This is a genomic window from Fimbriimonas ginsengisoli Gsoil 348, assembly GCF_000724625.1.
GTDB classification, from domain to species: domain Bacteria; phylum Armatimonadota; class Fimbriimonadia; order Fimbriimonadales; family Fimbriimonadaceae; genus Fimbriimonas; species Fimbriimonas ginsengisoli.
Genome location: NZ_CP007139.1, coordinates 4,283,962 through 4,308,552 on the forward strand (window position 1 = coordinate 4,283,962; position 24,591 = coordinate 4,308,552).

The 24,591-nt window shown below is 59.6% G+C and carries 24 protein-coding genes; 14 read left to right on the forward strand and 10 right to left on the reverse strand.

The features are described from left to right. The first annotated feature begins 5 nt into the window (after positions 1-5). The 10 genes from OP10G_RS19165 to OP10G_RS19205 all read left to right on the forward strand — a co-directional run bounded on the left by OP10G_RS19165 (position 6) and on the right by OP10G_RS19205 (position 8,629). Positions 6-647: an alpha/beta hydrolase gene (locus OP10G_RS19165; RefSeq protein ID WP_038473401.1), complete on the forward strand. Its 642-nt coding sequence runs from the start codon at positions 6-8 to the stop codon at positions 645-647. 180 nt (positions 648-827) lie between these two features. Then, the gene (locus OP10G_RS19170; protein WP_025228815.1) at positions 828-1,175 is read left to right on the forward strand and encodes a hypothetical protein; all 348 of its coding nucleotides are present in this window, start codon (positions 828-830) and stop codon (positions 1,173-1,175) included. A gap of 153 nt (positions 1,176-1,328) precedes the next feature. Further along, complete coding sequence (locus OP10G_RS26480; protein ID WP_144241251.1) at positions 1,329-2,171, forward strand: hypothetical protein; 843 nt, start codon at positions 1,329-1,331, stop codon at positions 2,169-2,171. Between the two features lie 94 nt (positions 2,172-2,265). Next, positions 2,266-2,856 (forward strand): hypothetical protein, encoded by a 591-nt coding sequence (locus tag OP10G_RS26485; protein WP_144241252.1) that lies wholly within the window; start codon positions 2,266-2,268, stop codon positions 2,854-2,856. Between the two features lie 1,131 nt (positions 2,857-3,987). Continuing rightward, positions 3,988-4,824, forward strand: coding sequence for a hypothetical protein (locus tag OP10G_RS19180; protein WP_144241253.1), 837 nt, complete (start codon positions 3,988-3,990; stop codon positions 4,822-4,824). A 75-nt stretch (positions 4,825-4,899) separates the two neighbouring features. Beyond that, positions 4,900-5,487, forward strand: a complete 588-nt coding sequence (locus OP10G_RS19185; RefSeq protein ID WP_025228812.1) for a hypothetical protein — start codon at positions 4,900-4,902, stop codon at positions 5,485-5,487. Between the two features lie 93 nt (positions 5,488-5,580). Continuing rightward, a complete protein-coding gene (gene leuD, locus OP10G_RS19190) occupies positions 5,581-6,171 on the forward strand; it encodes a 3-isopropylmalate dehydratase small subunit (RefSeq protein ID WP_025228811.1) in 591 nt (196 codons plus the stop codon). A 17-nt stretch (positions 6,172-6,188) separates the two neighbouring features. Further along, complete coding sequence (locus tag OP10G_RS25095) at positions 6,189-6,773, forward strand: DUF192 domain-containing protein (protein ID WP_025228810.1); 585 nt, start codon at positions 6,189-6,191, stop codon at positions 6,771-6,773. Between the two features lie 40 nt (positions 6,774-6,813). Continuing rightward, on the forward strand, positions 6,814-8,205 hold the full coding sequence (locus OP10G_RS19200) for a hypothetical protein (protein WP_025228809.1): 1,392 nt from the start codon (positions 6,814-6,816) through the stop codon (positions 8,203-8,205). A 79-nt stretch (positions 8,206-8,284) separates the two neighbouring features. Beyond that, positions 8,285-8,629 (forward strand): hypothetical protein, encoded by a 345-nt coding sequence (locus OP10G_RS19205; RefSeq protein ID WP_025228808.1) that lies wholly within the window; start codon positions 8,285-8,287, stop codon positions 8,627-8,629. Between the two features lie 76 nt (positions 8,630-8,705). Here the strand turns inward: OP10G_RS19205 and OP10G_RS19210 are convergent, their stop codons facing one another. From OP10G_RS19210 to OP10G_RS19225, 4 genes are all read right to left on the reverse strand, one after another. Beyond that, positions 8,706-9,464 (reverse strand): SGNH/GDSL hydrolase family protein, encoded by a 759-nt coding sequence (locus OP10G_RS19210; RefSeq protein ID WP_084179536.1) that lies wholly within the window; start codon positions 9,462-9,464, stop codon positions 8,706-8,708. A gap of 63 nt (positions 9,465-9,527) precedes the next feature. Further along, positions 9,528-13,166, reverse strand: coding sequence for a transcription-repair coupling factor (gene mfd, locus OP10G_RS19215; protein ID WP_025228806.1), 3,639 nt, complete (start codon positions 13,164-13,166; stop codon positions 9,528-9,530). Between the two features lie 102 nt (positions 13,167-13,268). Further along, the gene (locus OP10G_RS19220; RefSeq protein ID WP_025228805.1) at positions 13,269-13,535 is read right to left on the reverse strand and encodes a hypothetical protein; all 267 of its coding nucleotides are present in this window, start codon (positions 13,533-13,535) and stop codon (positions 13,269-13,271) included. Positions 13,536-13,537: 2 nt separating this feature from the next. Next, on the reverse strand, positions 13,538-14,347 hold the full coding sequence (locus tag OP10G_RS19225) for a prepilin-type N-terminal cleavage/methylation domain-containing protein (protein ID WP_025228804.1): 810 nt from the start codon (positions 14,345-14,347) through the stop codon (positions 13,538-13,540). A 661-nt stretch (positions 14,348-15,008) separates the two neighbouring features. Between OP10G_RS19225 and OP10G_RS19230 the strand changes: the two genes are divergently transcribed. Then, complete coding sequence (locus tag OP10G_RS19230; RefSeq protein ID WP_025228803.1) at positions 15,009-15,587, forward strand: NADH-quinone oxidoreductase subunit B; 579 nt, start codon at positions 15,009-15,011, stop codon at positions 15,585-15,587. Then, a complete protein-coding gene (gene nuoI, locus OP10G_RS19235; RefSeq protein ID WP_025228802.1) occupies positions 15,588-16,037 on the forward strand; it encodes an NADH-quinone oxidoreductase subunit NuoI in 450 nt (149 codons plus the stop codon). 142 nt (positions 16,038-16,179) lie between these two features. Here the strand turns inward: nuoI and OP10G_RS19240 are convergent, their stop codons facing one another. The 4 genes from OP10G_RS19240 to OP10G_RS19255 form a co-directional block, all read right to left on the reverse strand. Next, complete coding sequence (locus OP10G_RS19240) at positions 16,180-16,374, reverse strand: hypothetical protein (RefSeq protein ID WP_144241254.1); 195 nt, start codon at positions 16,372-16,374, stop codon at positions 16,180-16,182. A 181-nt stretch (positions 16,375-16,555) separates the two neighbouring features. After that, positions 16,556-17,503 carry a nucleoside triphosphate pyrophosphohydrolase gene (mazG, locus tag OP10G_RS19245; protein ID WP_025228800.1) on the reverse strand — a complete coding sequence of 316 codons (948 nt, stop codon included), beginning with the start codon at positions 17,501-17,503 and terminating at the stop codon, positions 16,556-16,558. Between the two features lie 16 nt (positions 17,504-17,519). Then, entirely contained in the window at positions 17,520-18,281 is a 762-nt protein-coding gene (locus OP10G_RS19250; protein WP_025228799.1) for a class I SAM-dependent methyltransferase, read from the reverse strand. A gap of 21 nt (positions 18,282-18,302) precedes the next feature. After that, positions 18,303-19,016, reverse strand: a complete 714-nt coding sequence (locus tag OP10G_RS19255) for a hypothetical protein (protein ID WP_025228798.1) — start codon at positions 19,014-19,016, stop codon at positions 18,303-18,305. 201 nt (positions 19,017-19,217) lie between these two features. Here OP10G_RS19255 and OP10G_RS19260 point away from each other — a divergent pair, with 201 nt between their 5' ends. Then, positions 19,218-20,735: a YncE family protein gene (locus OP10G_RS19260; RefSeq protein ID WP_025228797.1), complete on the forward strand. Its 1,518-nt coding sequence runs from the start codon at positions 19,218-19,220 to the stop codon at positions 20,733-20,735. A 135-nt stretch (positions 20,736-20,870) separates the two neighbouring features. Here the strand turns inward: OP10G_RS19260 and OP10G_RS19265 are convergent, their stop codons facing one another. Continuing rightward, complete coding sequence (locus tag OP10G_RS19265) at positions 20,871-21,836, reverse strand: SIS domain-containing protein (RefSeq protein WP_038473408.1); 966 nt, start codon at positions 21,834-21,836, stop codon at positions 20,871-20,873. Positions 21,837-21,857: 21 nt separating this feature from the next. On the opposite strand from OP10G_RS19265, the gene OP10G_RS19270 reads away from it, so the two are divergent. Next, positions 21,858-23,570: a GAF domain-containing protein gene (locus tag OP10G_RS19270; RefSeq protein ID WP_025228795.1), complete on the forward strand. Its 1,713-nt coding sequence runs from the start codon at positions 21,858-21,860 to the stop codon at positions 23,568-23,570. Between the two features lie 8 nt (positions 23,571-23,578). On the opposite strand, the gene OP10G_RS19275 is transcribed toward OP10G_RS19270, so the two are convergent. Beyond that, positions 23,579-24,535, reverse strand: a complete 957-nt coding sequence (locus OP10G_RS19275) for an acetylxylan esterase (RefSeq protein ID WP_025228794.1) — start codon at positions 24,533-24,535, stop codon at positions 23,579-23,581. Positions 24,536-24,591 lie beyond the last annotated feature (56 nt).

Below are 24,591 nucleotides of genomic sequence, written 5' to 3' on the forward strand. Positions count from 1 at the left end.
GAGGCGTGGCCTCACGACTCACGCGCTTGGTTCGCGACCCGTCGCCGCCTAGCGGCGACGCCCCCTTGCTCATCCTGCTTCACGGCTTGGGAAGCGACGAGCGCGACCTTATGGGGTTGGCTCCGGAGCTCGATCCGCGGCTGCGCGTGGTGACCCTTCGAGCGCCCCATCCTTGGATGCAGGGAGGCTACGCGTGGTTCAACCTCGAATGGGACGACGAAGGGATCCACATCGATGCCGCCCAGGTGGTGGCGAGCCTCGAGCTTCTCGTCTCGGAGATCCTGGCCGTCACCGCCGAGCTACGCCCCCGGCATCTGTTCCTTGGCGGCTTCAGCCAAGGCGCCGTGATGACCCTGGGCGTGACGTTGCGCCGTCCCGATATCTTCACCGGGTCGCTGCTGCTAAGCGGCACCCACGTGCCGGAGCTCTTCGTCGGCGCCGACCCGGCGGTAGCGGATGTGCCGTTTTTGATTCAACACGGTCTCTATGACCCGGTTCTGCCGGTAGCCGAGGCGCGAACGATGCGCGACGCCGTCACCGCCATGGGCTCGCCCGTCGACTACCGGGAGTACCCGATGGGCCACGAGGTGAGCTACGCAAGCCTCCGGGACGCCAAACAATGGCTCGCGTCTCGGGCGTTTGGGTAGTGTAGTGTCTCGCTACTTTCAGGTCGGCTTGAGGCTAAGCTCCCCCACGCGTAGCGGATGAAAGGAGACTGACAGTACGTGGCGTTCTCTAGCGATACATTCGCTAACATCCGCAATCTTATGATAACCAGGTCGCAATAAAGGGGAAATTTCATCACTTGGACTTACGACGGACGCGGCATGTTGCACAGCCTCGGCAACGAGCTCGGCTATCTCCGCACATACGCCTACGATCCGGTCGGTAACGTCTATATGCTCACGAGCTTCTCGGGCGACGACACCGGCTATCGCTACGACGGAGTGAACCAGCTCACGACGACGATTGAAGGGGTTTCGCTGACGACGTACTCCTACGACCGGAACGGCTCGCTATCAGGTAACCGATCCGGACGGGACGGCTTATACTTGCGGTACGGACGGAGAGTTCCGCCTCACCTGGCAAGACACGAACGGCGCGAACCGGAAGAACTGGACATACGACGCGAACGGCAAGCTTGCCAAGTTACGACGTTGGAGCGGGTTCGGTGACGGTAGTGTGGGACGGCGAGAATTACCTGCAGTTGAGGAGCTAAACGAATGCCGGTTACGAACTACTATACGGTGCGTTCAGAGATTCTCGGGGAATCCTCCTCGGGAGCCTCCCGCAACTACCTTCGGGACGCTCTCGGGAGCGTGGTGGCGATGGCGGACACCGCCAGCACCAAGAGCTTCACCGAACGGTCCAAGCCACACGGGGGCACGCTTGCCTCGACCGGAACCGAACCTTCTTTTACCTGGGTCGGAACGCTCGGCTACCTGAAAGCCGCCGGCAGCGTCCACAACGACTTCAGCGTAAGGGCCAGGTTCTACGGATATCGCGAAGGACTGTGGGCGACACTTGATCCGCTGTGGCCTAGAGAGCATGCGTACGCATATCTGAACGGGAGTCCATCCTACTTTTCTGATTCGAGTGGTAAGGCGCGAGATGGCCAAGGTAAGTGTAAAGTCACCAGCCTTAGCAATGCGCCAAGGAAACCAATCACACCGAAGATTACTTGGAATCCTGTTGAGCAAGGTTACGACGTTCTTGCAGTACTCCCTGTTGACCTGTATTGCAACTATTCGTGCGAAAAAGTGCCACCGGCTTCCTACCATTGCCCGAAGCCACAGCCAGTAATGTTTGTCCAGCACATCAGCGGCTACGCGAAAGTTGGGAATATGATCGTTCCCGAAGATACTACGGAGAATATGTCACAGTGCAAGGACCCGATCCAAACGGGCGATTGCACGTATCGAGGATTTACTATCGATGCACCTGGATTTGGAGATGGCGAGCGAGAGGACGTCGGGTGCTCCTTTAAGCTGGTCGCTAAGAATCATAAGGCGTCTGATTTTCCCTTGGCATTAAGATGGGTGTTCCATACGTGTTGTTATTTTCAGGGCACCGAACAGCCCGACAGCAAGACATGTAAGCCGTTTACGATTTGGGTTGTTGCCATTCTTTGCGATTCTCCTTCTGGGGTATGCCATGTTGCTAGTTCCTAATTTGATGTTTTTGGTTGTATGCTTGCAGCCGGATCTTGTGAGCATCGAAAGATACAAGTATTGCCACTGTCTGTACACTGTAGGATTTAAACCCATGGAGTACTTTTGGGCAAATGAATTGGTAGATCCTTTGGTGGACATAAGCCCCAGTGTTCTTTACGCGGATTCGGTTGCGATAGCTAGACGCGTGAATGAATTTTATCACTGGGCTGAGAGTCCTGTTGCTTGTAAAGCAATTCGCAGCGATTCTTTGAGCTTAAGAGGTTTGAACGTCTCGGATAGATTCGCTGCTGGCCTGGTCTGGTGGGGTCGAGCAAAAGAGGATTACAATCGCGCCCGAAAGCATCGGCTTTCCAGTTCCGCCATCGCAGCCTTCGACAGCATCTTGCTTGACGATGCAGGTAAGCATCAGGATACACTGTTCTTGATGATCGTTAAACTTGCACGAACATTGGCACTGGAGGAGTCTTCCCAGGACAAGACTCGCTCTTTGCAAAAACTCGAAGACGAGGCCGCTGGGCTCGCTCCAGAAATCTCTTTGATGGCCGCTTGGCAGCAATTCAAAATAGCAAAAGATAATTCTTCATTACGACGGACAATTGCTGTCCGAGCTTGTAAGCGCTACTCATCCCTTTCACAATACAAGTCTTATCGTTTGATGTCTCCATGGGGGCTACCGAACTGATAATCGGGAGATGCTTCTGAGTAGCGGCTCGTGGGAGTTAGGTCGCAAACGATGGCAGAAGGTCCCCTTCGGTTTAGTTTTACGATCGCTACAGGTATCTCAACAGTGAGAATTACCTGCAGTTGAGGAGCTAAGGGCGATGTCTGTTACGAACTACTACACGGTGCGGTCGGAGATCCTCGGGGAGTCTTCTTCGGGTGCGTCCCGCAACTACCTGCGGGATGCCTTGGTGAGCGTTGTGGCGATGGCGGACACGGCCAACGCAAAGTCTTTCACCGGCCGGTACAAGCCCTACGGAGGCACGCTCGCCTCGACCGGCACTGAGCCCTCTTTCACGTGGGTTGGCATCCTCGGATACCTCAAAGCCGCTGGCAGTGTTCACAACGACTTCGGCGTGAGGGCCAGATTTTATGCTAAGAATGTGGGCCTCTGGTGTAGCCTCGATTCCACGCGCGCCGAACAACAACCTTATCTCTACGGTTCAGGCTCCCCCGTTTCGCTTGCGGATCCGCTCGGAGCGTGCGCTGTACCGTTTGGTTTTAAATGCAAAGCCACCTCTTTGACCAAGAACGTTGTCAAAGGCGCGGCAACATCAAAGAAACAACCTTGGGGAGGCTGGGACATAAGGATCTACGCCGATGCATCATTTGATTGCACCATTACGTGCTCACCGTGCATAAATGTTTCAAAGAACTGCCTGTGCCCTTCTCATCAGATTGACCAATGGGTAACTGGAATCGAGCGTGCTGACGGAGTACGATTCCCGGTCAACGAATACGACGGCAGTCAAGATTGTGGCCCGTGCACGGGCGGGCCGTGTGAGTGGCACCAGAAAGGAAGAGACGCCCCAGGTCTGTGGAGTGGTGCCTGGGACAGCAAGACTGAAAATTGCAATGCACTTATCGCCGATCTACCATGGGATCGCAAAGATACGCCAATTTTCATGGAAGACCACTTCGTAACTTGCTGCTCCTCGCCCAAGGCGTTCACCAACGAGCCCGACAAGGACAGATATGAGGACAGGTGCCAAGTCTCGACAAGATGGGGTTACCGGCTATCTGCAACTGCCGCTCAACTCGACGCGGGGAAACCAGAACTTACAATTTTGAGCGGATAATTTGGAGGACAACCTTGACCACTTTTATGTGTTTATCAATACTCTCGCTGGCTCAAATTAACAATGGTCAGAACCTCGACGATCTATTCGGATCTCCTACCTATATCTATAGACGTGCCACAACGATGTGGGCCGCGCTCCTTGTCGATGTATTGACCGGCTTGCCTAAAGTGCGAAACACTAACGAACTTTCGCCCGCCGCAAAGGTTGTCGCAGGAGATCTTTTGAAGCGGATAGATCGCCCCATCGTAAGACTGATCGTGGAAAGAGGAGATTCCACGGGGAGCGCTTCGCCGGAAGACGATCTTGCCGCCGGAATCACATACTGGACTCTTGAATGGAAAGATGCGGAATATGGCAGAAAGAACGAACGAGTGTTAGCGGAAAGTGCAAAACATTTCCTTTCGAAAGCAAGCAAAGAGGGAGATCAAATTCAGCGTAGTTACGCCAGCTTGGCTCTTGCTTACGCTTCAATTCCGGGCGTACGGTATTTACACGACCCCAAAAGGACAGAGGAGATGGAAAAGCAACTAGGATTCGTTGTCGAAGAGTTTCGCAAAACAGTTCCCGAGCGTGCCCTCCGAGCAGCTTATCAACTGAAAGAATTTTACGCTTATTCCAATCGCTTCGATGATAAGCAACGCGAAGCAGATTACATCCTCCGTGAGTTCGAAGGGTTTCGTGATTGGAATTGCTACAAGCGAACGCGAAAGACGTTAAATATGAGAGAAACTAGGTCGATCCTTTGGAACGTTATTGCCGTCGCAAGGACGCATCCCTCATTAGGGAATCGAGAGAGGGATTGGCCGTCTGGCAGGGCCCAATTGTACCTATGCGCGGCGAACCAGTAACGAGAGGGCCAGGACGGTTTCTAAATTAAGCCTTAGGGACAGTGAGAACTACCTGCAGTTGAGGAGCTATCGGCAATGCCAGTCACGAACTACTATACGGTGCGGTCGGAGATCCTCGGGGAGTCTTCCTCAGGAGCCTCCCGCAATTACCTGCGGGACGCATTGGGCAGCGTGGTGGCGATGGCGGACACTGCCAACACGAAGTCCTTCACCGGCCGGTACAAGCCGTACGGAGGTGTTCTCGTCACAACGGGAACCGAGCCCTCGTTCACTTGGGTAGGAGTCCTCGGCTACTTAAGGGCCGCCGGCAGCGCCCACAACGAGTTCAGCGTGAGGGCCAGGTTCTACGGACACCGCGAGGGGATTTGGTGCAACTTGGATCCAATTATCGTTCCCGAAGTATGCGCGGCGAATGCTTCCGTCGCCGTCGGGGTCGAAGTGTACGAGGTGCGCCGGCTGCTAGATGCGATCGAGATCCTGAGCGGGTCCAGCCTCTTCTCCCCGCATCGTTTTGAGCCGAGCTTTGGCATCCTTAATCGAACAGGGCAGTGTTTTGTTCGATTTCCTTCCTTGAACAATCTGAAGCCGATGAGAGGATGCGGGACGCTTCCAATCGGTCCCGGGACCCCAAGCCGGGCTTCCCGACGATCATCATCACTATAGGGACCAGGTGCGGTGATGATCGTCGCCTCCTGAACCGAGTGAACCGGTTCGGGAATGTCTCCGCAACGCCGTGGAATGGGTCACACTTCTTGGGTGGATCCATTTACGACTCACACGGGGAAGATTGCGGTTGTTCCGGGGGACAACATTGATACGGATCGGATCATTCCGGCTCGGTTTCTGACGATGGTGAGCCGTTCCGGCTATGGGGAGCTTTTGTTCAACGATGTGCGGAACGCCGAATTCCCGTTGAACCAGCCAGCCGCGGAGGGCGCCTCCATCCTCGTGGTGGGGACGAATTTCGGCTGCGGCTCCTCGCGGGAGCATGCGGTTTGGGCGATTCAGCAGGCCGGCTACCGGGCGGTGGTCGCTCGCCGAACCGACACCTCGCCCGGTTACAGCGACATCTTCCGCCAGAACGCGGCCAATTGCGGGCTGTTGCTCGTGGAGCTGCCGAACGAAGCACATGCGAAGCTGGTGGCGGCCGGTAGCGGGGCCGAGGCCACCGTCGACCTTCCGAACCAAACGATCACCGTTAACGGCGAGAAGCTTCCGTTCGAGATTAACGAGGTCACGAAAGGGGCGCTGGTGGAAGGATTGGACCTTATCGGGACCACTCTGCGGTATGGACCGGAGATCGAAGCGTACGAGAAGCGGCTCGATGCCTTTGCGTTGCCGCGCTGACGGTGCAGAATAGAGCCATGAAGCCGGCCGGTTATGTTCTCTTCGCTTTGATCGCGCTTGTGGGGTGCAACCCAAGTAAAGACGTCGAGCCTGCCGCCCCGCCTAAAACGGAAACCGCGACGACGGCCCCGAAGACCGAGCCGCCCAAGACCACTCCGGCGCCGGCGGTCGACGAGCATGCCAATGCCGACCGGGCGTTCCAGCTGAAGGACCTGGAGACCAAGACGGTCAAGGTTAACGGAAAGCCGATTCAGGTTTGGGTGATGGATACCGGGCAAAAACGGCAAGAGGGGATGATGTTCCTCACGGCGAAAGACGTGCGGGACGACCAAGGGATGATCTTCGTCTCACCCCGCCCGAGCCAGCCGAAGGAAGAGTCGTTCTGGATGCACAACACCATCCTCCCGCTCGACATCATCTATATCGGCTCGGACAAATCGGTGATCAACATCCAGAAAGGGAAGCCGCAGGACGACACGCAGCTTCCTGCCGCCGCGCCGTTCCTCTACGTGATCGAGCTCAAGCAGGGCCAGGCTGAGAAATACGGCATCAAGCCTGGAACAAAGATCGATATTCCCAACGACATCGCGTCGAAAGATTAGAAAAGCCGAACCTAAGGCGGCTCTTGCCTTAGTCTATTAGATGATGTTGCGACTCCTTGCCGCCGCCATTTCCTTTGCCGCCGTTTGCCTTGCTTCCGCACAGATTCCAGATATCCGCCGTGACTTCGTCCTGCTGGAAAAGGATGCGGTGGGACTCTTGGCGCCCCGGGTGGCAAGTGGGGCCTATTCTGAATCGATCAAGTGGTCCAGCGATGGCGCCTACTTGATGATCAACCAACTCGATATGGGTTCGGTCGAATCGATTTTGAAGTCGATGGCCAGCGGGACTCCTCCCTCGGCCGAGGTCGAGCCGCAACGCCAAATCGTCTTCTTTTCTACCAAGGGATACAAGACCAAGTCGGTGGTTCCGATCACCGGGGCCGGAATCAAGATCCAGACGCTGGAATGGCTGCCGAACTCTTCCCAGGCGATCGTTCAGTACATGATGCCGCGGCTAAGAGAGGATGGCACCGTCGAAGACATGGACGACGTGGTGTCTCTGATCTCCGCCGGCGACGGAAAGGTGCGACCTTTGGCCAAGTCCGAGCCAAACACCTCTTTGTCGGTGGAGATTTCTCCCAATACCTCTAGGTTTGCGATCACTCGAACCAAGCTTGTGGTGCCGACTCCGGGATCGGGGGAGCATCCGGCCATGCGTTCTGAAATTCAGTTCGGTTCGTCCGACGGGTCGCTGAGTCCGTTTCTCAAGCTTCCGCACTCCTATTCGGAGTTTAGGTGGGGGGCCGACGGCGCCCCGTACGTTTGCATCCGAGAGATCAGCAAGAAGCATGCCGGCGTGGACACCACCTGGTTCCGCATCGATGGCCGGACGGGGGCTACCACTCCCGCAACCGAACCGGCCTGGCCGTCGGCCCCGGCCGCTAAGGTCGTTAACGCGCTCTCGTTCGAATTCAAGATGCCGGTTCCGAAGAAGGTCGACGGGGACGTACCCAACATCAGGGCGGTGGTCATCGTCCCGGCGGAAGGGAAGGGCGAGCATATGGCGTTCGCCAGCTCGGACGGCGTTCAGGGGCTGGTTTCGCCGGCGGGGGACGCGGTGGCCTATATTCACCACGGCGTCGCCTTGGTTCGCCCGCTTATCCATGTATCGAAAGATGCGTACCTTCAGGCTCTCGCGGCGGCCAAGCGGGTCGAGCTTCTGTCGAATGCGAAGCAGGCGGGACTCGCGTTGATTATGTTCGGCGCCGACAACGACGACAAGCTGCCCGGGGTTGGCGATAACTTCCTTGACAAAATCAATCCGTACGTGAAAAATCCGTCGCTCTTGAACGGCTTTGTTTTCAGCCTCGCCGGCGCGGATTTGTCGAAGGTCGACAATCCGGCCAGCACCGAGTTGGGTTACATTCCGGGACCCGGCGGCCGGGCGGTTGTGTACGCCGACGGGCATGCCAAGTGGATTCCGAACCCTTAGCATAGGATCTCGGGAGCAAGATTCCGCTTTTGGCAGTCTCTTCCTGTATCGCGGCCTGCCGCGCACGGGGAGAGACCCAATGACCGATAACGTTCAGCTTTGTCCAGTCGAGCACGATGGAGTGCCGATGACCCTCAATCTTCACAGGATCTCCAAGGAGCTTGTCGCCCTGGAGTTACGCGATCACCTGCCCCCGATCCGGTCGATTTCGTTTACGCCGGACATGCTTCAGCAGGTGGTCTCCGGAGAGCTTCCGTCGATCGAATCGCCCGACCGCCAGTACGGGCTGAGCCGGGTGGGCGACCGCGTCCAGATCGTGTTCTGCGACCCAGAAGCCGGCATTCACGTCGCCTGCGACGTTTCGCCCGACGACTTGATGGCCGCGGTGGCGAAAGTCACGGGTTTGGGGGCGTTCTTCTCTTAGGACTCGTCCCGGCTGGAAGCCGGGGGGACACTGGAGAAGATGCCGCCTGGGAAGGTGGCACTACGCGATGCAGGCGCTACTTTTGCTTTAGGACATCCGGCTCTACGGCGGCGCGGGCTTCTGGAGAGATGCCGAGGGCGGAAAGGAGGGTGTGCGTCATCACGCGATAACCCTGGGGGTTCATGTGAACTCCGTCGGTCGTGAGCAGATTGTCGCGCGCGCCGGTCGTGCGCCGGTAGGCGCCGATCAGGTCGCGGAACGGCCGCTGGTAATCCACGAACGGGACGTGGTGGCGTCGCGCGATGTCTTTCAACGCCCCGTTGTAAGCGGCCGCCTTTGCGTTCTCCCGATTCCCGAAGTCTTCATAGATTGGGGTTGCGGATAGGATGACGACGCGAGAACCGATCGCCTGAGCCTTGGTGACCATCTCGTCGACGTTGCGCTTGTAATCCTCGAGCGGAATCCCCTTCGGACCGTCGCCCATCGGGTGGTTATCGTAGAACCCGTGCCAAACGTCGTTGACGCCGACGCTGATCGTGAGCAGATCCGGCTTCTTGTCGAGCACGTCCGTCTGGTACCGCGCCAGCATGTCGGTCGACTTATTCCCGGAGATCCCGGCGTTGATCAGCTCGATGTTCTGATCCGGATAGAGCTTTTGCAGGAACAGCCGCGTCATCCAAACATAACCGCCATATCCATCTCCAAACTGGGTGATGCTGTCCCCAAGCATCACCACGCGATGGACCCCCTGGAGCATCGGTGGTGGGGAAGTGGGAGTCTGAGAACCGGCTACCCCGGCAAGCGTCAGAAGGGCAAAAGCGATCGCTGCGCGCATTCCCGAGTATGGCCCGAAGCACGACCGGCCACCTTATGGATGGCCGTTATCGGCAGGCGAATTTCATTGCCGTAGACTCGCTCGAGAGGATTCCACGTGCTGGAGGGCGGACTCGAACTCGTCCATCATCCGGTCGATGGCGGGGATCGGGGCTCCTTGGTAGGGCCAGATGTATTGTTCCCGGGTCACGTACGCTTCACGGTTGCGCTTCGCCAGCACCGAGAAGACCATTGGGGGCACGGTGCTGCGATCCTTGAAAGTGATTGCGATCCGGCCTTGGCGGGCATCCAGCTTCTCGAATCCAAGGCGTCGGGCTCGGAGACGTTGCCCCATGATGGCGAACGCCTGGCCGACTTGCAGCGGGGGGTGGCCGTACCGGTCTTCGACCTCGGCTTGAACTTCGCCGAGGGTCGCTTCGTCGCGCGACGACATCATCCGCTGGTAGTAATAAAGCCGCTGCGCCTGGTCTTTGATATATGCCTCGGGGATGAGGGCGATGACCGGCACTTCGAACGCCGGGAGCGGGGTGAGGGACTCGAGCGGGTCGCGAACCTCGTCGTCGGGCGAGACGGGCGTCCCATCCACCGTGTTCTTCAGCATCGCCACCGCTTCGTTGATAAGCTGCGTGTATAGCTCGTAGCCCACGCTCACCATCGTTCCGGATTGCTTAGCTCCCAAAAGCTCACCGGCGCCTCGGATTTGCAGGTCTCGGAAGGCGAGGGAATATCCGGCACCGAGGTTGCTGAACTCTTGCAAGGCCTGCAAGCGCTGGAGCGCTCCCTCGGTCACGGTCAGTTTTTTCCGTTTCCCTGGAAGGGGAACGTTTGGCTGGGCATCCACCAATCCCGCCCGAATGGTCGCGTCGAGCGCGCCGCTGTAGAGGAAATAGCCGTACGCTTGCCGGTCGGATCGGCCGACGCGGCCTCGAAGTTGGTACAACTGGGCCAGGCCGAGGCGATCGGACTGCTCTACGATTAGGGTGTTGGCGTTCGGTATGTCGATGCCCGACTCGACGATGGTCGTCGAAAGTAAAACGTCGATCTCTCCCTTGATAAAGCCGACCATGATCGGCTCCAGTTCCTTCTCATGCATCTGCCCGTGGCCGACGCCGATGCGGGCCATGGGAACGAGTTTTCGGAGCTTCTCTTCGACGTGGTGAATGGACTCCACGCGGTTGTAAACGTAGAAGACTTGGCCACCCCGCGCGAGCTCGCGCAGGATCGCCTCTCGAATCACCTCACCGGCGTAGGGGCGGACGAAGGTGCGAACGGGAAGGCGGCCGGGAGGGGGATCGTTGATGAGAGACATCTGGCGGATGTCCATCAGGGCCATGGAAAGGGTACGCGGGATCGGCGTCGCGGAGAGAGTCAGAACGTCGACCTGGGTCCGCAGGTTCTTCAACATCTCCTTCTGCTTCACGCCAAATTTCTGCTCCTCGTCGATAACGACGAGCCCCAGATCCTTAAACTCGATCCCCTGCCCAAGGAGGGCGTGCGTCCCCACGACGACCTCCGCCTTGCCGGACTTAATTCGGGCGAGGATTTCCTTCTTCTCCGCGGTCGAGGTGAACCGGTTGATGATGTCGATCTGCGATCCGAACGACCCGAGGCGGTCGAGGAAGCTCCGGTAATGCTGCTCCGAAAGGATGGTGGTGGGGCAAAGGATGGCGACCTGCCGCCCGGCCTGCACCGCCTTGAACGCGGCTCGTATTGCCACCTCGGTCTTTCCAAAACCGACGTCGCCGCATACGAGCCGGTCCATCGGGAACGGCTCGTTCATATCGTTCTTGGCGTCCCGGATCGCCTGCATTTGGGAGCGGGTTTCCACCCACGGGAAGGTCGACTCCATCTCGTGTTGGAACGGAGTATCCGGTCCGTACGGCTTGCGCATGACCTGTTTCCGCTGGGCGTACAGCTTAACCAGGTCTCGAGCGAACGCCTTCGCCTCCTCTTTCGCCTTCCCAAGCGTGCGCTGCCACTCGCCTCCGGTCAGCTTGTTCAGCTTCGGCTGTTGGTCGCCGGGGTTGAGGTATTTCTGGATCCGGTCGAGCTGGTCGGCGGGGACGAACAGCTTGTCCGGCGCCTGGTATTCCACGTAGAGAAACTCTTTCTCAACCCCCTCGATCGTCTTATTGACCAGCCCGCGGAAGATGCCGATGCCGAAGTTGATGTGGACGACGAAGTCGCCCGGCTTGAGGTCGAGGACGGTGGCGATCGGCGCACCCTCCATGAACCGCTTTTGCGGAAGACGGAGGCGGGCGACGCCAAACAGCTCGGCGTCTGAAATGTACGCCAGCTTGTGGTCGGGAAGAACGAAGCCCCCGCCCAGATTTCCTTGGGCGAGGATCGTTTGGGGGAAAGACTTGGTCTCGAGACCTTCGATTTCGCTCGCTTCGAACGCCTCGGATTCCGCGGATGCGAAGATCTCCGCTTGGGAGAGGACGGTCTTGGCTCGGTTGGGCTGGTCGGTCGTGAAGACGAGGGTGAATTTCTGTTTCTGGTAGTTGCGCAGCGTCAGCGCCAACGCTTCGGCGCGGCCGCGGTACGAGTCGAGCGAGAGGGCGTTGACTTCGATCTTGCGCGGCAGGTCGGCCCACTCCGGGAAGGCGTTCATCGCGCTGAGGGCGAGCGTCTTCGGATGGGTGGCCAAGTGTTCGGGTGGGAGAATGAAGTCCACGGCCGGCGATCGGAGGATTTCGCCGCGCTCGGCACGGGCGTCCAGCGCCACCGCCAGCTCGTCTTCGGCCCGGGTGACGACGGTCTCCAGCTCTAGCGGCTCATCCAGCACAAGCAGATCCTCTTCGCCAAGGAGGTCGATCGCGCAACCCGAATCCGGGTGCAAGATCGGCCGGTACAGGTCGAGCCGGTCGAAGTACACGCCCTGGCTGAGCGCTTCCACGTCTTCGGCGATCAGCTCGCGTAGACGCTCGGCGGATTCGTCGGAGAGGGTGCTCGCTTCTCGCTCCATCGTCGAGAGGATTAGATCGGCGATTCCGGAATCGTGACCGGCGAAGAGGGTTTCTCGGCTGGGGGAAAGCTCCAGCGAGTTCAGCTTTCCGACCGACCGCTGGTTGTTCGGATCGAACCGCCGGATCGATTCGACTTCGTCTCCGAAGAGCTCCACTCGGATCGGGAGGTCGCGGCCGGTGGCGTAAACGTCGATGATTCCGCCCCGTTGCGAGAACTGCCCCGGCAACCGGACCGGTTCTTGGTGCTCGTACCCGAGCGCGATGAGCTGTTTGAGAAACTTTGCCGGATTGATCGTGTCGCCGGGCTGGATCTTGACGAAGGCGTCGAGTAATACGTCTTTCGGCAGCGTCCGTTCAAGCGCCGCGCCGGGGGAGGCGAGGACTATGCAAGGGTCATCGCAGGCGAGCGTACGGAGGGCGCCGAGCCGGTCGGAAAGGGCGATATGCTCTGGAGCGGCGTCCTCGAAGAGCTGCGATTGTCCGGAAGGAAGCTGGCTAATGTTGTCCGGGCTGACGCCGCAGATCTGGAGCTTTGCCTGCCAAGCGAGCGCGCGCTCGTAATTGGCGGTGACCACGAGCATCTTTCGCGGATGCTTTAGGTAGCTGGCGGCAAGCAGCACCGGACGGGCCTCGTAGGCGACGGAGCGCCATTGCGATGCCTGCGTTGAGTCTGCGAGGATGTCCTGAAGGCCGGGGAGGTCGGCAAGCCGCCTCGCCCATTCGGCGGTCCGCATTGTCGAGAAGTGTACCGCCGCCTCAATGCCTACCTAAACAAAAATGATTCGGACCCCGAAGACATGTGCCGTCGCGGTCCGAATCGTTTTTTGAATTAGAAGCTAACCGCCACCGGCGAGCTTCGGATCTTGCTTGAAGTGAGGGTCGTTCGGATCTTTGGGGGCGATCCGGTAGCCACCCTGAGTTCCCTCGGCGGGCGGTGTATTGAAGACCTGGCCACCGTTGGCCGGTTTCGTATCCGGAGTCGTGCTGGCAGTTCCCGCAGTAGCCGGAGGCGTCGTTACCACCGGCTCTTCGGGCTTCGCGCAGCCCGCCACATAGGTGGCGGACAACGCGAGAATCGCTAGCGAAATGATTCGTTTGGTCATTCCTAAGGCACCGGCACGCACGGGTCGTTGATATTCCACTTCAGGTGAGCGGCGTTCTTGTCGAGCCACCAGAGGCCGGTGAAGAACGAGTCGTCCTTACACTCGTAGGTCGCATTCGGGTTGCCCACGATAGCGACGGTCTTGAACCACTTGGCGTGGCCGTCGTAGAAGCCGAGGACGGTTCCCTCGGTGTGGCGGTTCGAGATGCTGAGACCGGGGAGGTTAACCGCGTCGTTGCGAGCCAAATAGCCGCGGTAGCCCTGGGCGGTCGGTCCGGGGAAGGAGCTCGCGAAGTGAACCGTATTGGCCACGTTGTCGAGCGTGTTGATGTTCTGGTCCTTGAAGCGTCCTGGGCAACCCGGGACGGAAGAATCGGGGAAGTACCAGCCGTTGACGGTGGCATTCATTCCGATCGAGGTCCAACCTCGGCCGAACTTCGTGGGCTTGTCAGGGGGATTATCGGTCCAGATTCCACCGTATTTGGTGTTGGAAGCGGCGGTGTCTAGGAAGACGCCTTCGTTCTTTACGTAGGGCTGAATAAGGTTCGGCCAGATGTCGGTGCTGTTGGTGAGAGACGGGTCACCGGGCACGCCACAGGCGTTATAGCGAGGGATCTGGTTCCCCTCGTTGTCATCCATGTACTGGATGGCGGCAAGCTCGATCTGCTTGGTGTTGCTGACGGTCGAAGTTTTCTTAGCGGCCGCCTTGGCTTGGGCGAAGACGGGGAAAAGGATCGCGGCGAGAATCGCGATAATCGCGATCACGACGAGTAGTTCGATCAGGGTAAATGCTCGAATAAATGTTTTGGCCATAGCAAATAAACCTCATACGCGGCCGACCCCGATGTCCAGCCGCAGAATGCGGAACACCATCACATTTACGCAGAAACGCGGATCGGACAAGTAGACACTTGTATCCCGATCGAACTGAATTTTCTCGTCATAGACCCAGATACACGAGCTATTTGAGGAGGAATCTAGGAGATCGACGTAGAGCGGTGTACACCAAGCAATTAGACCTGGTTTTGGTTCGTTCCGACGGCACGAACGCAAGCTCGACTTTCACGCTTTACGGGTACCTGCGTACGCCCCCTCCGAATCTAGAAGGTGGCGGAAAAGGTGGACGGTAAAGTGCCTTCACCATTGATCCAAGATAGGAGCAAAACGACGACGGGAACGCCATGGAAGGAATATCCCTCCGATAGGTTCTTAAACACTAAGTTTCTCCGGTTCACCGCAAGAAACTTTTTTGACTGTCGCCCAACGAGGCGGGTGGCGTCTTCACGCCCAGGTATTAAAACGACGTAAATGCGATTGGGTTTCGTTCTCGTGGCGGCTAAGTTCTCAAGACCCCTGCGGTTTGGGTAGGACTGGCCGGCAGAGTTTGCGTCGCGTGGCATCAAGGGCGTGGTCTGACTGATTTCCCGAGTGCCGATAACGCGGGCGTCGGTATACTCGGATTGGATCTGACACCATGCCAAAGCGAGTCGAAACCGTTGTTTTGCACGATAGCTCCACCCCGGTCTTGGGTGATACGCAGAAGGCCGGCAGCGTCGTGGTCACCACCCTCGACACCTTGCTGAGCCAGGCTCGCGCGAACTCACTGTGGCCGCTTACCTTTGGGCTCGCGTGCTGCGCGATCGAGATGATGTCGTCGGTGGCGGCCCGATTCGACCTCGCCCGATTCGGCTCGGAGGCTTTCCGCGCTACTCCCCGCCAAGCGGACGTGATGATCATCGCCGGACGTCTCAGTAAGAAAATGGCCCCGGTCCTTCGCCAGATTTACGACCAGATGCCGGAGCCGAAGTGGGTGATCTCCATGGGCGCTTGTGCCAGCAGCGGCGGTGTTTACAATAACTACGCGATTGTCCAAGGCGCCGACCAGGTGGTGCCGGTCGACGTCTATGTGCCGGGTTGCCCTCCCTCGCCCGACGCGTTGATCTACGGGATCATGAAACTTCAGGAAAAGATCAAGCGAGGCAAGCCGAAGACGATGCAAGACCTGCGGCTTATCGAGCTGCATCCGCGGACCCTGGAAGAGGTGGAGGCGTAAATGGAACTCTTAAAAGACGTTGTCAAGCCGATGATCGCGGGGTTCGGGATCACCAAGCGACGCCTCGCCCATAAGAAGGTGACGATTTCCTACCCGGAGGAGCGACGCGAGCAGTTCCCGCGCACCCGCTGGCGGCATGTATTGACCCGATATGAGAGCGGGCTGGAGCGGTGCATCGGCTGTTCGCTCTGTGCGGGGGCTTGTCCGGCGCGCTGCATCTTCGTCCAGGCGGCGGAAAACACCGACGACGAGCGATATTCGCCGGGCGAGCGGTACGCAGTGCGATACGAGATCAACATGATCCGCTGCATCTTCTGCGGCTACTGCCAAGAGGCGTGCCCAACCGGCGCGATCGTGCTTCGAAAGGACTTCGAACTCGCCAACTACAAGCGGGAGCAGTTCATCTACACGAAAGAGATGCTGCTGGAGCCGGCTTCCGTCGAAGCTTAGTCACGCCGTTTTTCTGCGACCACCTTCGGGGTCGATAAGAGGTTGAACGTCTTACCCCGGGTCTGCTGACCCGGGGCTAATTTCTGAAGACCCCTCCGGGGTCGAAACTAGGTCGTGAGAATTATCGCGCTAGGTCCCGCGGCTATTGGTACTTGCAGTCAAGGATTACTTCGCGGATCTCGGGCTTTTGTCGGAGCAGTCGCGCGATGTGGTCCATCTCGATCTTTACGTCGCTGATGTTCGATCCGGGCATCGGCACGATGACCCCCCGAACCATGAGCACCCCGTGGCGCAGTTGGAGATCGGATCGGGCGATGTCGATCCCACGCTTTGACATTTCGGTCCGGGCCGTTCTGAGGCCGCGTACATCCTTTTGGTCAACCATGATGCCTCCTGCCTTTGAGGGGAGCGCGCCTGATATCAAAAAGTCCTAGGGCCTGCGATTCCCTCCATATCATTGTAAGAGCGAAGTGGGGGAACGGTTCGGCGATTTTTGCCTGCTATGCCAAAAGCCCTGCTCACTCCGCAGATTTGGCGGATTCCCATAGGTCGTCCCATTCTTGGGCCGACATCTCTCGGAGCGGCTTGGCGGCGGCTTTCTCCATCGCCATGAAGCGGCGGGTGAACCGGTCGAGCATCTTTCGCAGCGCCTCTTCCGGCTCCACCTTCGCCCAGCGGGCGATATTGACGGCGGTAAAGAGAAGGTCGCCTACTTCACTTTCGATTCGCTCGAGGTCGCCTGAACCGATCTCTTCCCGGAGTTCGTTCTCCTCCTCGCGCAGCTTGTCGAACACCGATTCCATGTTCGGCCACTCGAACCCGGCGCGGGCGGCCCGCTTGCTCACGTCGAAAGCGCGGAGCAGCGCCGGCATCGCCTTGGGAACCCCGGCGAGGATGCTTTTCGGGGGGCCGCCCTTCTCGCCCTGTTTGATCCGGTCCCAGTTCTTCAGGACCTCCTCGGCGTTCGCGACGTCGGTGTCTCCGAACACATGGGGGTGACGCCGGACCAGTTTCTCCACGATCTCGTGCGCGACCGCGTCGATGTCGAATTCCCCGGTTCGAAGCTTGCGGATCTGGGCGTGCATAAACGGCTGGAGGAGAAGGTCGCCGAGCTCCTCGCGAAGCTTCGAGGCGTCTCCCTCGTCGATTGCATCCAGTACCTCATAGGTTTCTTCGACCAGGTGCTTTTTCAGCGATTCGTGGGTCTGCTCTTGATCCCAGGGGCAACCGCCGGGTCCGAGAAGTCGATCCACGACGTAAGTCAGCTCTTCCAACGGACGCCGCGGCAAAATCAAGACCGCATCGTCCGGCACGGAGTCGCCGGCAATCGTCGCCTCGATTCCGGCCTCCCGAAGCTTGGCCTCGACGGATACTTCGGACTCGGACAGGAATACGGCGGAGCCCTGCAGGCGGCGGATCAAATCGTCGGTAAGAGGACCCGGCTCAAGTCGAACAATTGCGGCCACCGCACTAGTTTATTGTCTACCGCTTAACCGCGCACCACATTTCCTCGGCCGGCCATCGGTGCGACCATTCGAGATCGATGTATTCGAAGCGGGTCGGCGGGGTATCGGCGCGAGGAAATAGCTCGATAAAGTCAACGACGTCGAAGCCGCTGGCGCGAAGAAGTCGTAGCATGTCGCCGGTCGGCATGTGGAATTCGATGCCGTCATCCCAGTCCATTCGCTCGATCTTCCGGTAATCGTTCACCAACTCGGGTTTAGCGGCCCCTTCCTGGGGCGAGCAGAGTACGGAAATCGTGCTGTTGCGCAGGAACACCAGACGTCCCCCGGGGCGGAGGAGACGGGCCGCCTCGGGGATCCATTTTTTAGGGTCGCACCAGATGCTGGCGCCATACTCGCTCACCGCGTAATCGAACGACTCGCTGGGCAGGGAGGTCTCCTCGGCGCTTTCTTCGTACAGCGGAAACTGGATGCCGAATTCCCGCTGGTACTTGCGGGCATTGGCAAGCTGCTCCGGCGTGATATCGACGCCGACCGGCCTGGCGCCGAGCCGGGCCAACCAGGAAGAAACGTAACCGGTCCCGCAGCCAAGCTCGACGGTGTCCTTACCATTGAGCAAGGAGAGATCTCCGAGGGCGTGGACCTCCTCCTCGGGGACATTCCAGACTCCCCAATCGATCACGCCGCTCGCCCAGGCGCGGCGGCCGGGCTCATCGAAATCTTTGCTCAGCCGAGCCCAGAGGGTTCGATTGTTTTCGACATGGTGAGGCAGGGAAGACATCGGGCGGATTATAGCGCGGCGCTATTTTCGGATCATCTCGGCCTTGATCGTGGCGCGGCCTTCCTCGCCCATCTTGGCGTCGAGCGAGGTCAGCTCGGATTTCACGAGAGACATATCCTTAAGGTCGAAAGCGAACGATCCGGTGACCTTGGCCGGCTTTGGGTCTCCGCGATGGGCGTACTTGAACTCCACCTCGACGACGTCGTAGACGCCAATCTTTCCTAGGCCCTTGACTTCGTATTCGATCTCGGCCGCTCTTAGGCTTTGCGCCTCGTCGGCTTTGATCTTGCGGACCCATTTGTCTCCCTTCTTCACCGGCTTCTCGGGAGGTACGAACTCGGTGGGGCTGAGTATCGCTCTGAGCATGTTTCCTTGAGCCTGCTCGCCCTCTTCCTTTTTGTCGATCCGCTCCCCTTTTGCGGTGTACTCGGCGATCTCTGGTTCGGTGTCGTCGGGCGCTTCGTGCGCCTCCCGGTCGACGATCACTTTTCCGCCCGTCCGAAGAGTCTCGACGGTGTAATCGCCATTCGTCCGGATCTTGGTGACTTTGCCCGTGGCGATGCCGGTAATTTCGATCGTCTTACCGCCGGAGTCGATGCTGATTTTCGTTTCGTAGGTGAGCGTCTGGCCTAGAAACGGTTTCCACGTGAGCGAATAGCTCGGCTCCTCCTGGGGCACGCCCGCGAACGTACAAAAGGTGGCGGAGAGGAGAAGCAGGGCGGAGGCCGGTTTCATATGCTCGATCTATTTTAGGTCAGTGACCGAATGGGCCGGGCTTCCCGGTCCAATTGACAGTTTCAATCACCGCAGTTCTGTAGTAATTTTGGTAACGTGTTACATCCGCGCCGCCCGCTAGTCGCGCTCTTCGTGTCTTTCGCTGCCATGTTGGCGCTATCCGGATGCGGCGGCGGTAGCGGATCGGCGTCGACTTCCCGTTTGAAAGTACCGATCGATTGGCCGGCGCGGCAGCGGGCGTTGGGGGCGACCGAGTCCGCAGAATCGGTGCTGGTGGTTCTGACTACTCCCGAACCGGGAGGCAAAGGTTTTAGCGCTTTCGGCAATCGAGGCGCCGACTCTTCGGCGCACCAGACGATGGCGATTTCGGTGGACAAGGTTCCGGTGGGAATCTGGCGGCTCCAGGCGGAGTTCCATGCTCTTCCGGAAGGGAACGGGGCCACGGTTGCCACGGCCTCCGCGATCGTCCAGGTCCGAGCGGACGGCGCTCTTTTGAGCGCCTCGGGTGCGCCGCTGGGCAGCATCGCCGTCCAATCGCAGATCGCGGGAGTCGTCGTGAACGACCAGCAGACGGTGACCGTCGGCTCCCAAGTGGCCCCTGAGGTCACCGCCTTTACGCCAAATGGGATCGCGGCACTTTCGCCGAACGCCGTGCGGTACGCGATCGTCGGCGGGGGTGAGCACGCCACTCTGACAAGTGGCCTTGTGAGAGGGGTGTCCCCAGGGGACGTGACCGTGACCGCAGAGGTAGACGGCATTACCAGCGGAGGGCAAGTCATCTCCGTGGTGACACCGGGAACGAAAATTACGACGGTCGACATTGCGGCGCAGGGCCTCGCAGGGATGCCCGGGTCGAACACGATCTATGCCGCGGTGGGAGGGCAGGGAGCTCAGAATCCAAACTCCGTTGTCGCGATCGACACGTCAACCGGAGCGGTGACCGGCAGCGTGTCCATCGGCAGCGCTCCGCAGTACCCCACTCTGTCGGCGGACGGAAAAACGCTTTACGTGGTGGTGGACAACGGAGCGAGCGTCGCGAAAATCGATTCGACCACGATGACGAAGACGGCGGAGTTTAGTATCGGGACCGACCCGTTCGGACAGCCGTTAACGGCAGCGGGCTTGGCCGTCTCGCCGGTCGATTCGAACGTGGTGGCGGTTTCCACGAACTGGATTGGGATTGGCATTCAAATCTATCGATCGGGCGTGCGGTTGGGGCATGTCGATTCGCGGTCGGACCAAGGGGCGACGGCCGTCGCCTTCAACGACACGGGCTCAGCGGTGTTTTCCGTGACGGGCTTTAGCCCGAGTGAACTGATTCGGGACGACGTCGATAGCTCCGGGGTTACGGCAGTGACCACGGCGGGTGGAAATGGCGGCTACCCGGTTTCCTTCGAGGGCGGGCGGCTTTATGTCGGTAACACCGCCTACAATCCGGCCACCCTCCAATCTATCGGCCAGTTTGTGAACGCCGAGGGAACCTTCGGCGGTCTGGCGGTCGACGCTACGCTCGGACGGGCTTGGCAAGTCTCTCGAACCCGCCTGATCGCCTTCGACATCGCGACCTTCGGGCGGGTTGCTAGTTACCCGCTTCCTTCCGATAACATCAATTCGACGAACATCGTCCGGTTCGGAGCGAAAGGAATCGCCTTTATCGAGCAGGGCGGCGGCATCGGCGGTGGCCGCATCGATCTGCTAAATATCGCCCCTGGCTTGTAGACCAAGCCAGAGGGTTCGTCGCGAGGCTGACGATCGGGCAACTGCCTCTGGGCTACTCCTGGGCGGAGAAGAATTCGGGAACGCCGCCTAATGTGTCGCCCTGTTAGGCGGCGAACACGGAGCAATTAGGCACTTTTACAGCGTCTCGGTCACCTTTCGGATGTGTTGCGGGCGATCGGGGTCCAAGCCGCGGGCGCGGGCGGCGGATAGGGCGAGCCACTGTCCGAACATGGCATCCCAAAGCGGCTCTAACGGCTCGTGCTCGACTCGGCACTCGGGCGCTTGAACGATGGCGCAGCCTTGGGCGGCGAGATCGGGCTTCGGGCCGTCAAACGAAATGATCGCCGAGCCATGCCCGGCCAGCGCCTTTGGGCCGTGTTCGAAATCCGCGCTCGAATATGCCTTGCAAGGGATCAGCGCGCATTCCATGAGCTTCAGCGCGGCTTCTTGACAGGTCGAGAACCCAAACGTCCGACCCAGGGCGAAGACCGGCTGGCAGCGCACCGCAGTCCCGCTCGACTCGACGGCCGCGTTGCGCGCAGTCTCAATCCACGCGTCGTTTGGCAAGAGGTCGGCGGGATCGGGCAATTCGCCGCCGAGGGCGCGGACGACCTGATAGAGGGCGAGCAGGGAAGCGGAGTAGGTCTTGGTTGCGGCGACGGAGTTCTCGGCCCCGCAATTCATGAGGATCGAGTGGTCGGCCTCCCTGGTGAGCCGGGAACCAGCCGTGTTGGTTATGGCCAGCGTGGCGTGGCCGTCCTCCCGCATCGCCGCCAGCACCTCGGCAACATCCGGCGCCGCGCCGCTTTGCGAAATCCCGATGGCGAGGCACCGCGGATATCGGATCCGCCGATGAAATTGAGTGATGACGCTGGGCGCGGCGAGCATCGCGGGAATTCCTAAGAAGACCTCGATCAAGTACCGAGCATATAGGGCGGCGTTGTCCGAAGAGCCCCGAGCGGCGAGCAAGACCATGTCGAACCCGCGATCCCCGACGGCTTGGCGGGTCGCTTCTCGGGCCGATTCAAAGTAACCGGCTGCGTTTTTCGCCAGCAAGTCCGGCTGCTCGCGGATTTCTTGCTCCATCAGGGGGCCTAACATCCGCACGATTATAATCTGCCCATGAGCTTGCCCATCGCCTTCACCGATCTCATCGCGAAGGTAGCTCGCGAACCGGACTCCTCCAAAGCGCTGCAGGAGATTTCCCGGGCAGCCCTTGGACTCACAAAAAGTCAGCATGTGCTCGTCGCCGTTCTAAACGAAGAGATTGGCGAGTTGGAAGGGCGAGCCGGCGCGGGGGATGGATTTGGAGACCCTGGGCAACGCTGGGCCCTGTCGGTGGGAGGGCGCGAAGGGATTGTAGGTTACGTCGCCGCAACGGGGGCGACGGTGGTGACCGGGAATGTTCACCGGGATTCTCGCTATCTTTCGGTGTTCCCATCCACGCAAAGCGAGATGGCGGTTCCGGTTACGGACCACGATGGACGTATCCGCGGGGTCTTGAATCTCGAAGCGGATGCCCTCGAAGCGTACGAGGGGACGGATACCGTCCTTGCATGCGCGTTGGCCGACCTTGTGATGATCGTCTTGGAGCGCGAGGCGCATCTGCGGCGGGAGGAAGCCCTGATGCGGGTGGGCGGCGCCGTGGGGTCGGCAGTGACGGAGACGGACCTGATCGAACAGGTGATCCGCGTAGCCGAGGATGTGCTTCGGCTGCAGGCATGCTCGATCTTTCTTATCGAACCATCGGGCGAGAAGTTTGTTCTGCGGAGTAGCACGGGGCGGTTGCGCGATCTGGTCGGTCAGATCTCGTACGACCGCGGAGAAGGGTTTACGGGATGGGTTTGCGATACCGGCCAACCGATCTTGCTGGACAACCCCCAGGGGGATCCCCGTTGGCGTGGGAAGTACGTGGAATTCCCATCCGAACAGGTGGCAAGCTTCTTGGCGGTTCCGATCGTGTGGCGCGGGCGAGGAATCGGCGCGATTCGGGCATTGCGGCGGAAATCGGACAACCCGTTCTACGACAACCGCTTCCGAACCGGCGACATGCGGCTGCTGGCGGCGATCGCCGAGCAGCTCGCGATCGGTCTGGAGAGCGTGCGAAGCACGGAGCGGACGATTCGCGGCGAGCGGATGATCGCGTGGGGCGAGCTAAGCGCGAAAAGCTCTCACATGATCGGCAACCGGGTTTTTGCCCTCAAAGGGGACCTGAACGAGCTGCGGCACCTATTGGCGGAGTCGTCTCCCTCGGCGGATGAGCTACGGGAGTTGGAACGAAGCGTCTCGACGAACGTGCGTCGGATCGAAGAGATCCTCCAGGACTTCCGGGACTTCGTGACGGCGACCCAACTCTCCCGAGAGCCTACCGACCTTAACACGCTGGTCCGGGAGACGTTGGAAGAGGTCTTTCCCCGGAGGTCGTCGGTCCAGTTGGAGACGGAGTATGCGGCGGACCTGCCCGAGTTTGGAATCGACGGGAAGCGGCTGCGGCGGGCGGTGTCGGAGCTTATCGAGAACTCGTTGAGCTATATGGACAAGGGTGGGCGCCTGAGTGTCTCGACCTCGGTCGTGGATTCCGAGGACAACGAGAGACTCTACGGGGCGAGCGCCCACCGTTTCGCCCAGATCGTCATCCAAGACACCGGTCCGGGCGTCGAGAGTGGGAAGAAGACGCTCATCTTTCAGCCTTTCTACAGCGGACGGGTCCGCGGTATGGGGCTGGGACTGTCGATCGTCAAGGGGATCGTCGACGCCCACGGCGGGCAAGTCTACGAAGCGGGCGAGCCGGGTGAGGGGGCGAAGTTCGTCATCCTTCTGCCTCTGACGACGTAGCATCGGAGCTACGGACGGGCGAGAAAATCGTAGGTTATGTCTCCGAACCCGGGAAGGCCTTCGTGGCCGTAATCGGGATAAACGACGGTCGATTTGAGGCCGCCGAGCTTGTTGTATGCAGCGAACTGGGTGGAGGGGAGGCAGATGTTATCCATTAGGCCGACCCCCATCATCACCTCCGCTCGGACGCGGGGGGCGAGGAACTGGATGTCGATGTAGCCGAGGCGGGTGAAGATCTCCTCCTCTCGCGTGTGGCGAGGATCGTGCATGCGGAAGAAGTGCCGGATCTCCTCATAGGCGGAGCCGCCTTGGTCCATCTCCCACGTCCGGCGGTAGTCGCTTAGGAACGGATAGACGGGCGCCGCCCTTCGGATGCGAGGCTCGAGTGCCGCGCAGGCGATCGTCAGGGCTCCCCCTTGAGAGCCACCCATCGCGGAGACCCGGTTGGCGTCGACTTCCGGCATCTCCATCACGATTTTCGCTAGCTGGGCGGTATCGAGGAAGATGCTCCGGAAAAGGAGCTTTTCGGGTGCATCGTCCAGTCCCCGGATAATGTGCCCTTTGTGGGTGGGGCCTTTCACACCGCCCACGTCTTCGGAGAGGCCGCCTTGGCCGCGACAGTCGAGGGAGGCGACGCAGATTCCGTTGGCGACGTACGCCAGTTTGTCGTGCCATTCGCCTGAGTGCCAGGTGTAACCGTGGAACTGGAGTACGGCCGGGCAGTCGGCTTTGCCCTTCGGGCGAAGGAATTTCGCATGGATTCGGGCACCGCCGACGCCAGTGAACCAGAGGTCGAAGCATTCCGCGAAATCGGCCGCGATAGGGTGCGGGGTCAACTCAAGGTTTGAATCGACGGCACGCATCTCGGCGAGGGCGGTGTCCCAGTACTCCTCGAAGTCGGCCGGGCGAGGGTTTCGGCCCTGATAATGCTCCAGTTCGTGCAGCGGCATGTCGACAAGCGGCATGCCGACTATCTCACCCTATTTTCAACGGGAAGTGCACGGTCATCGTAGCACGGGCT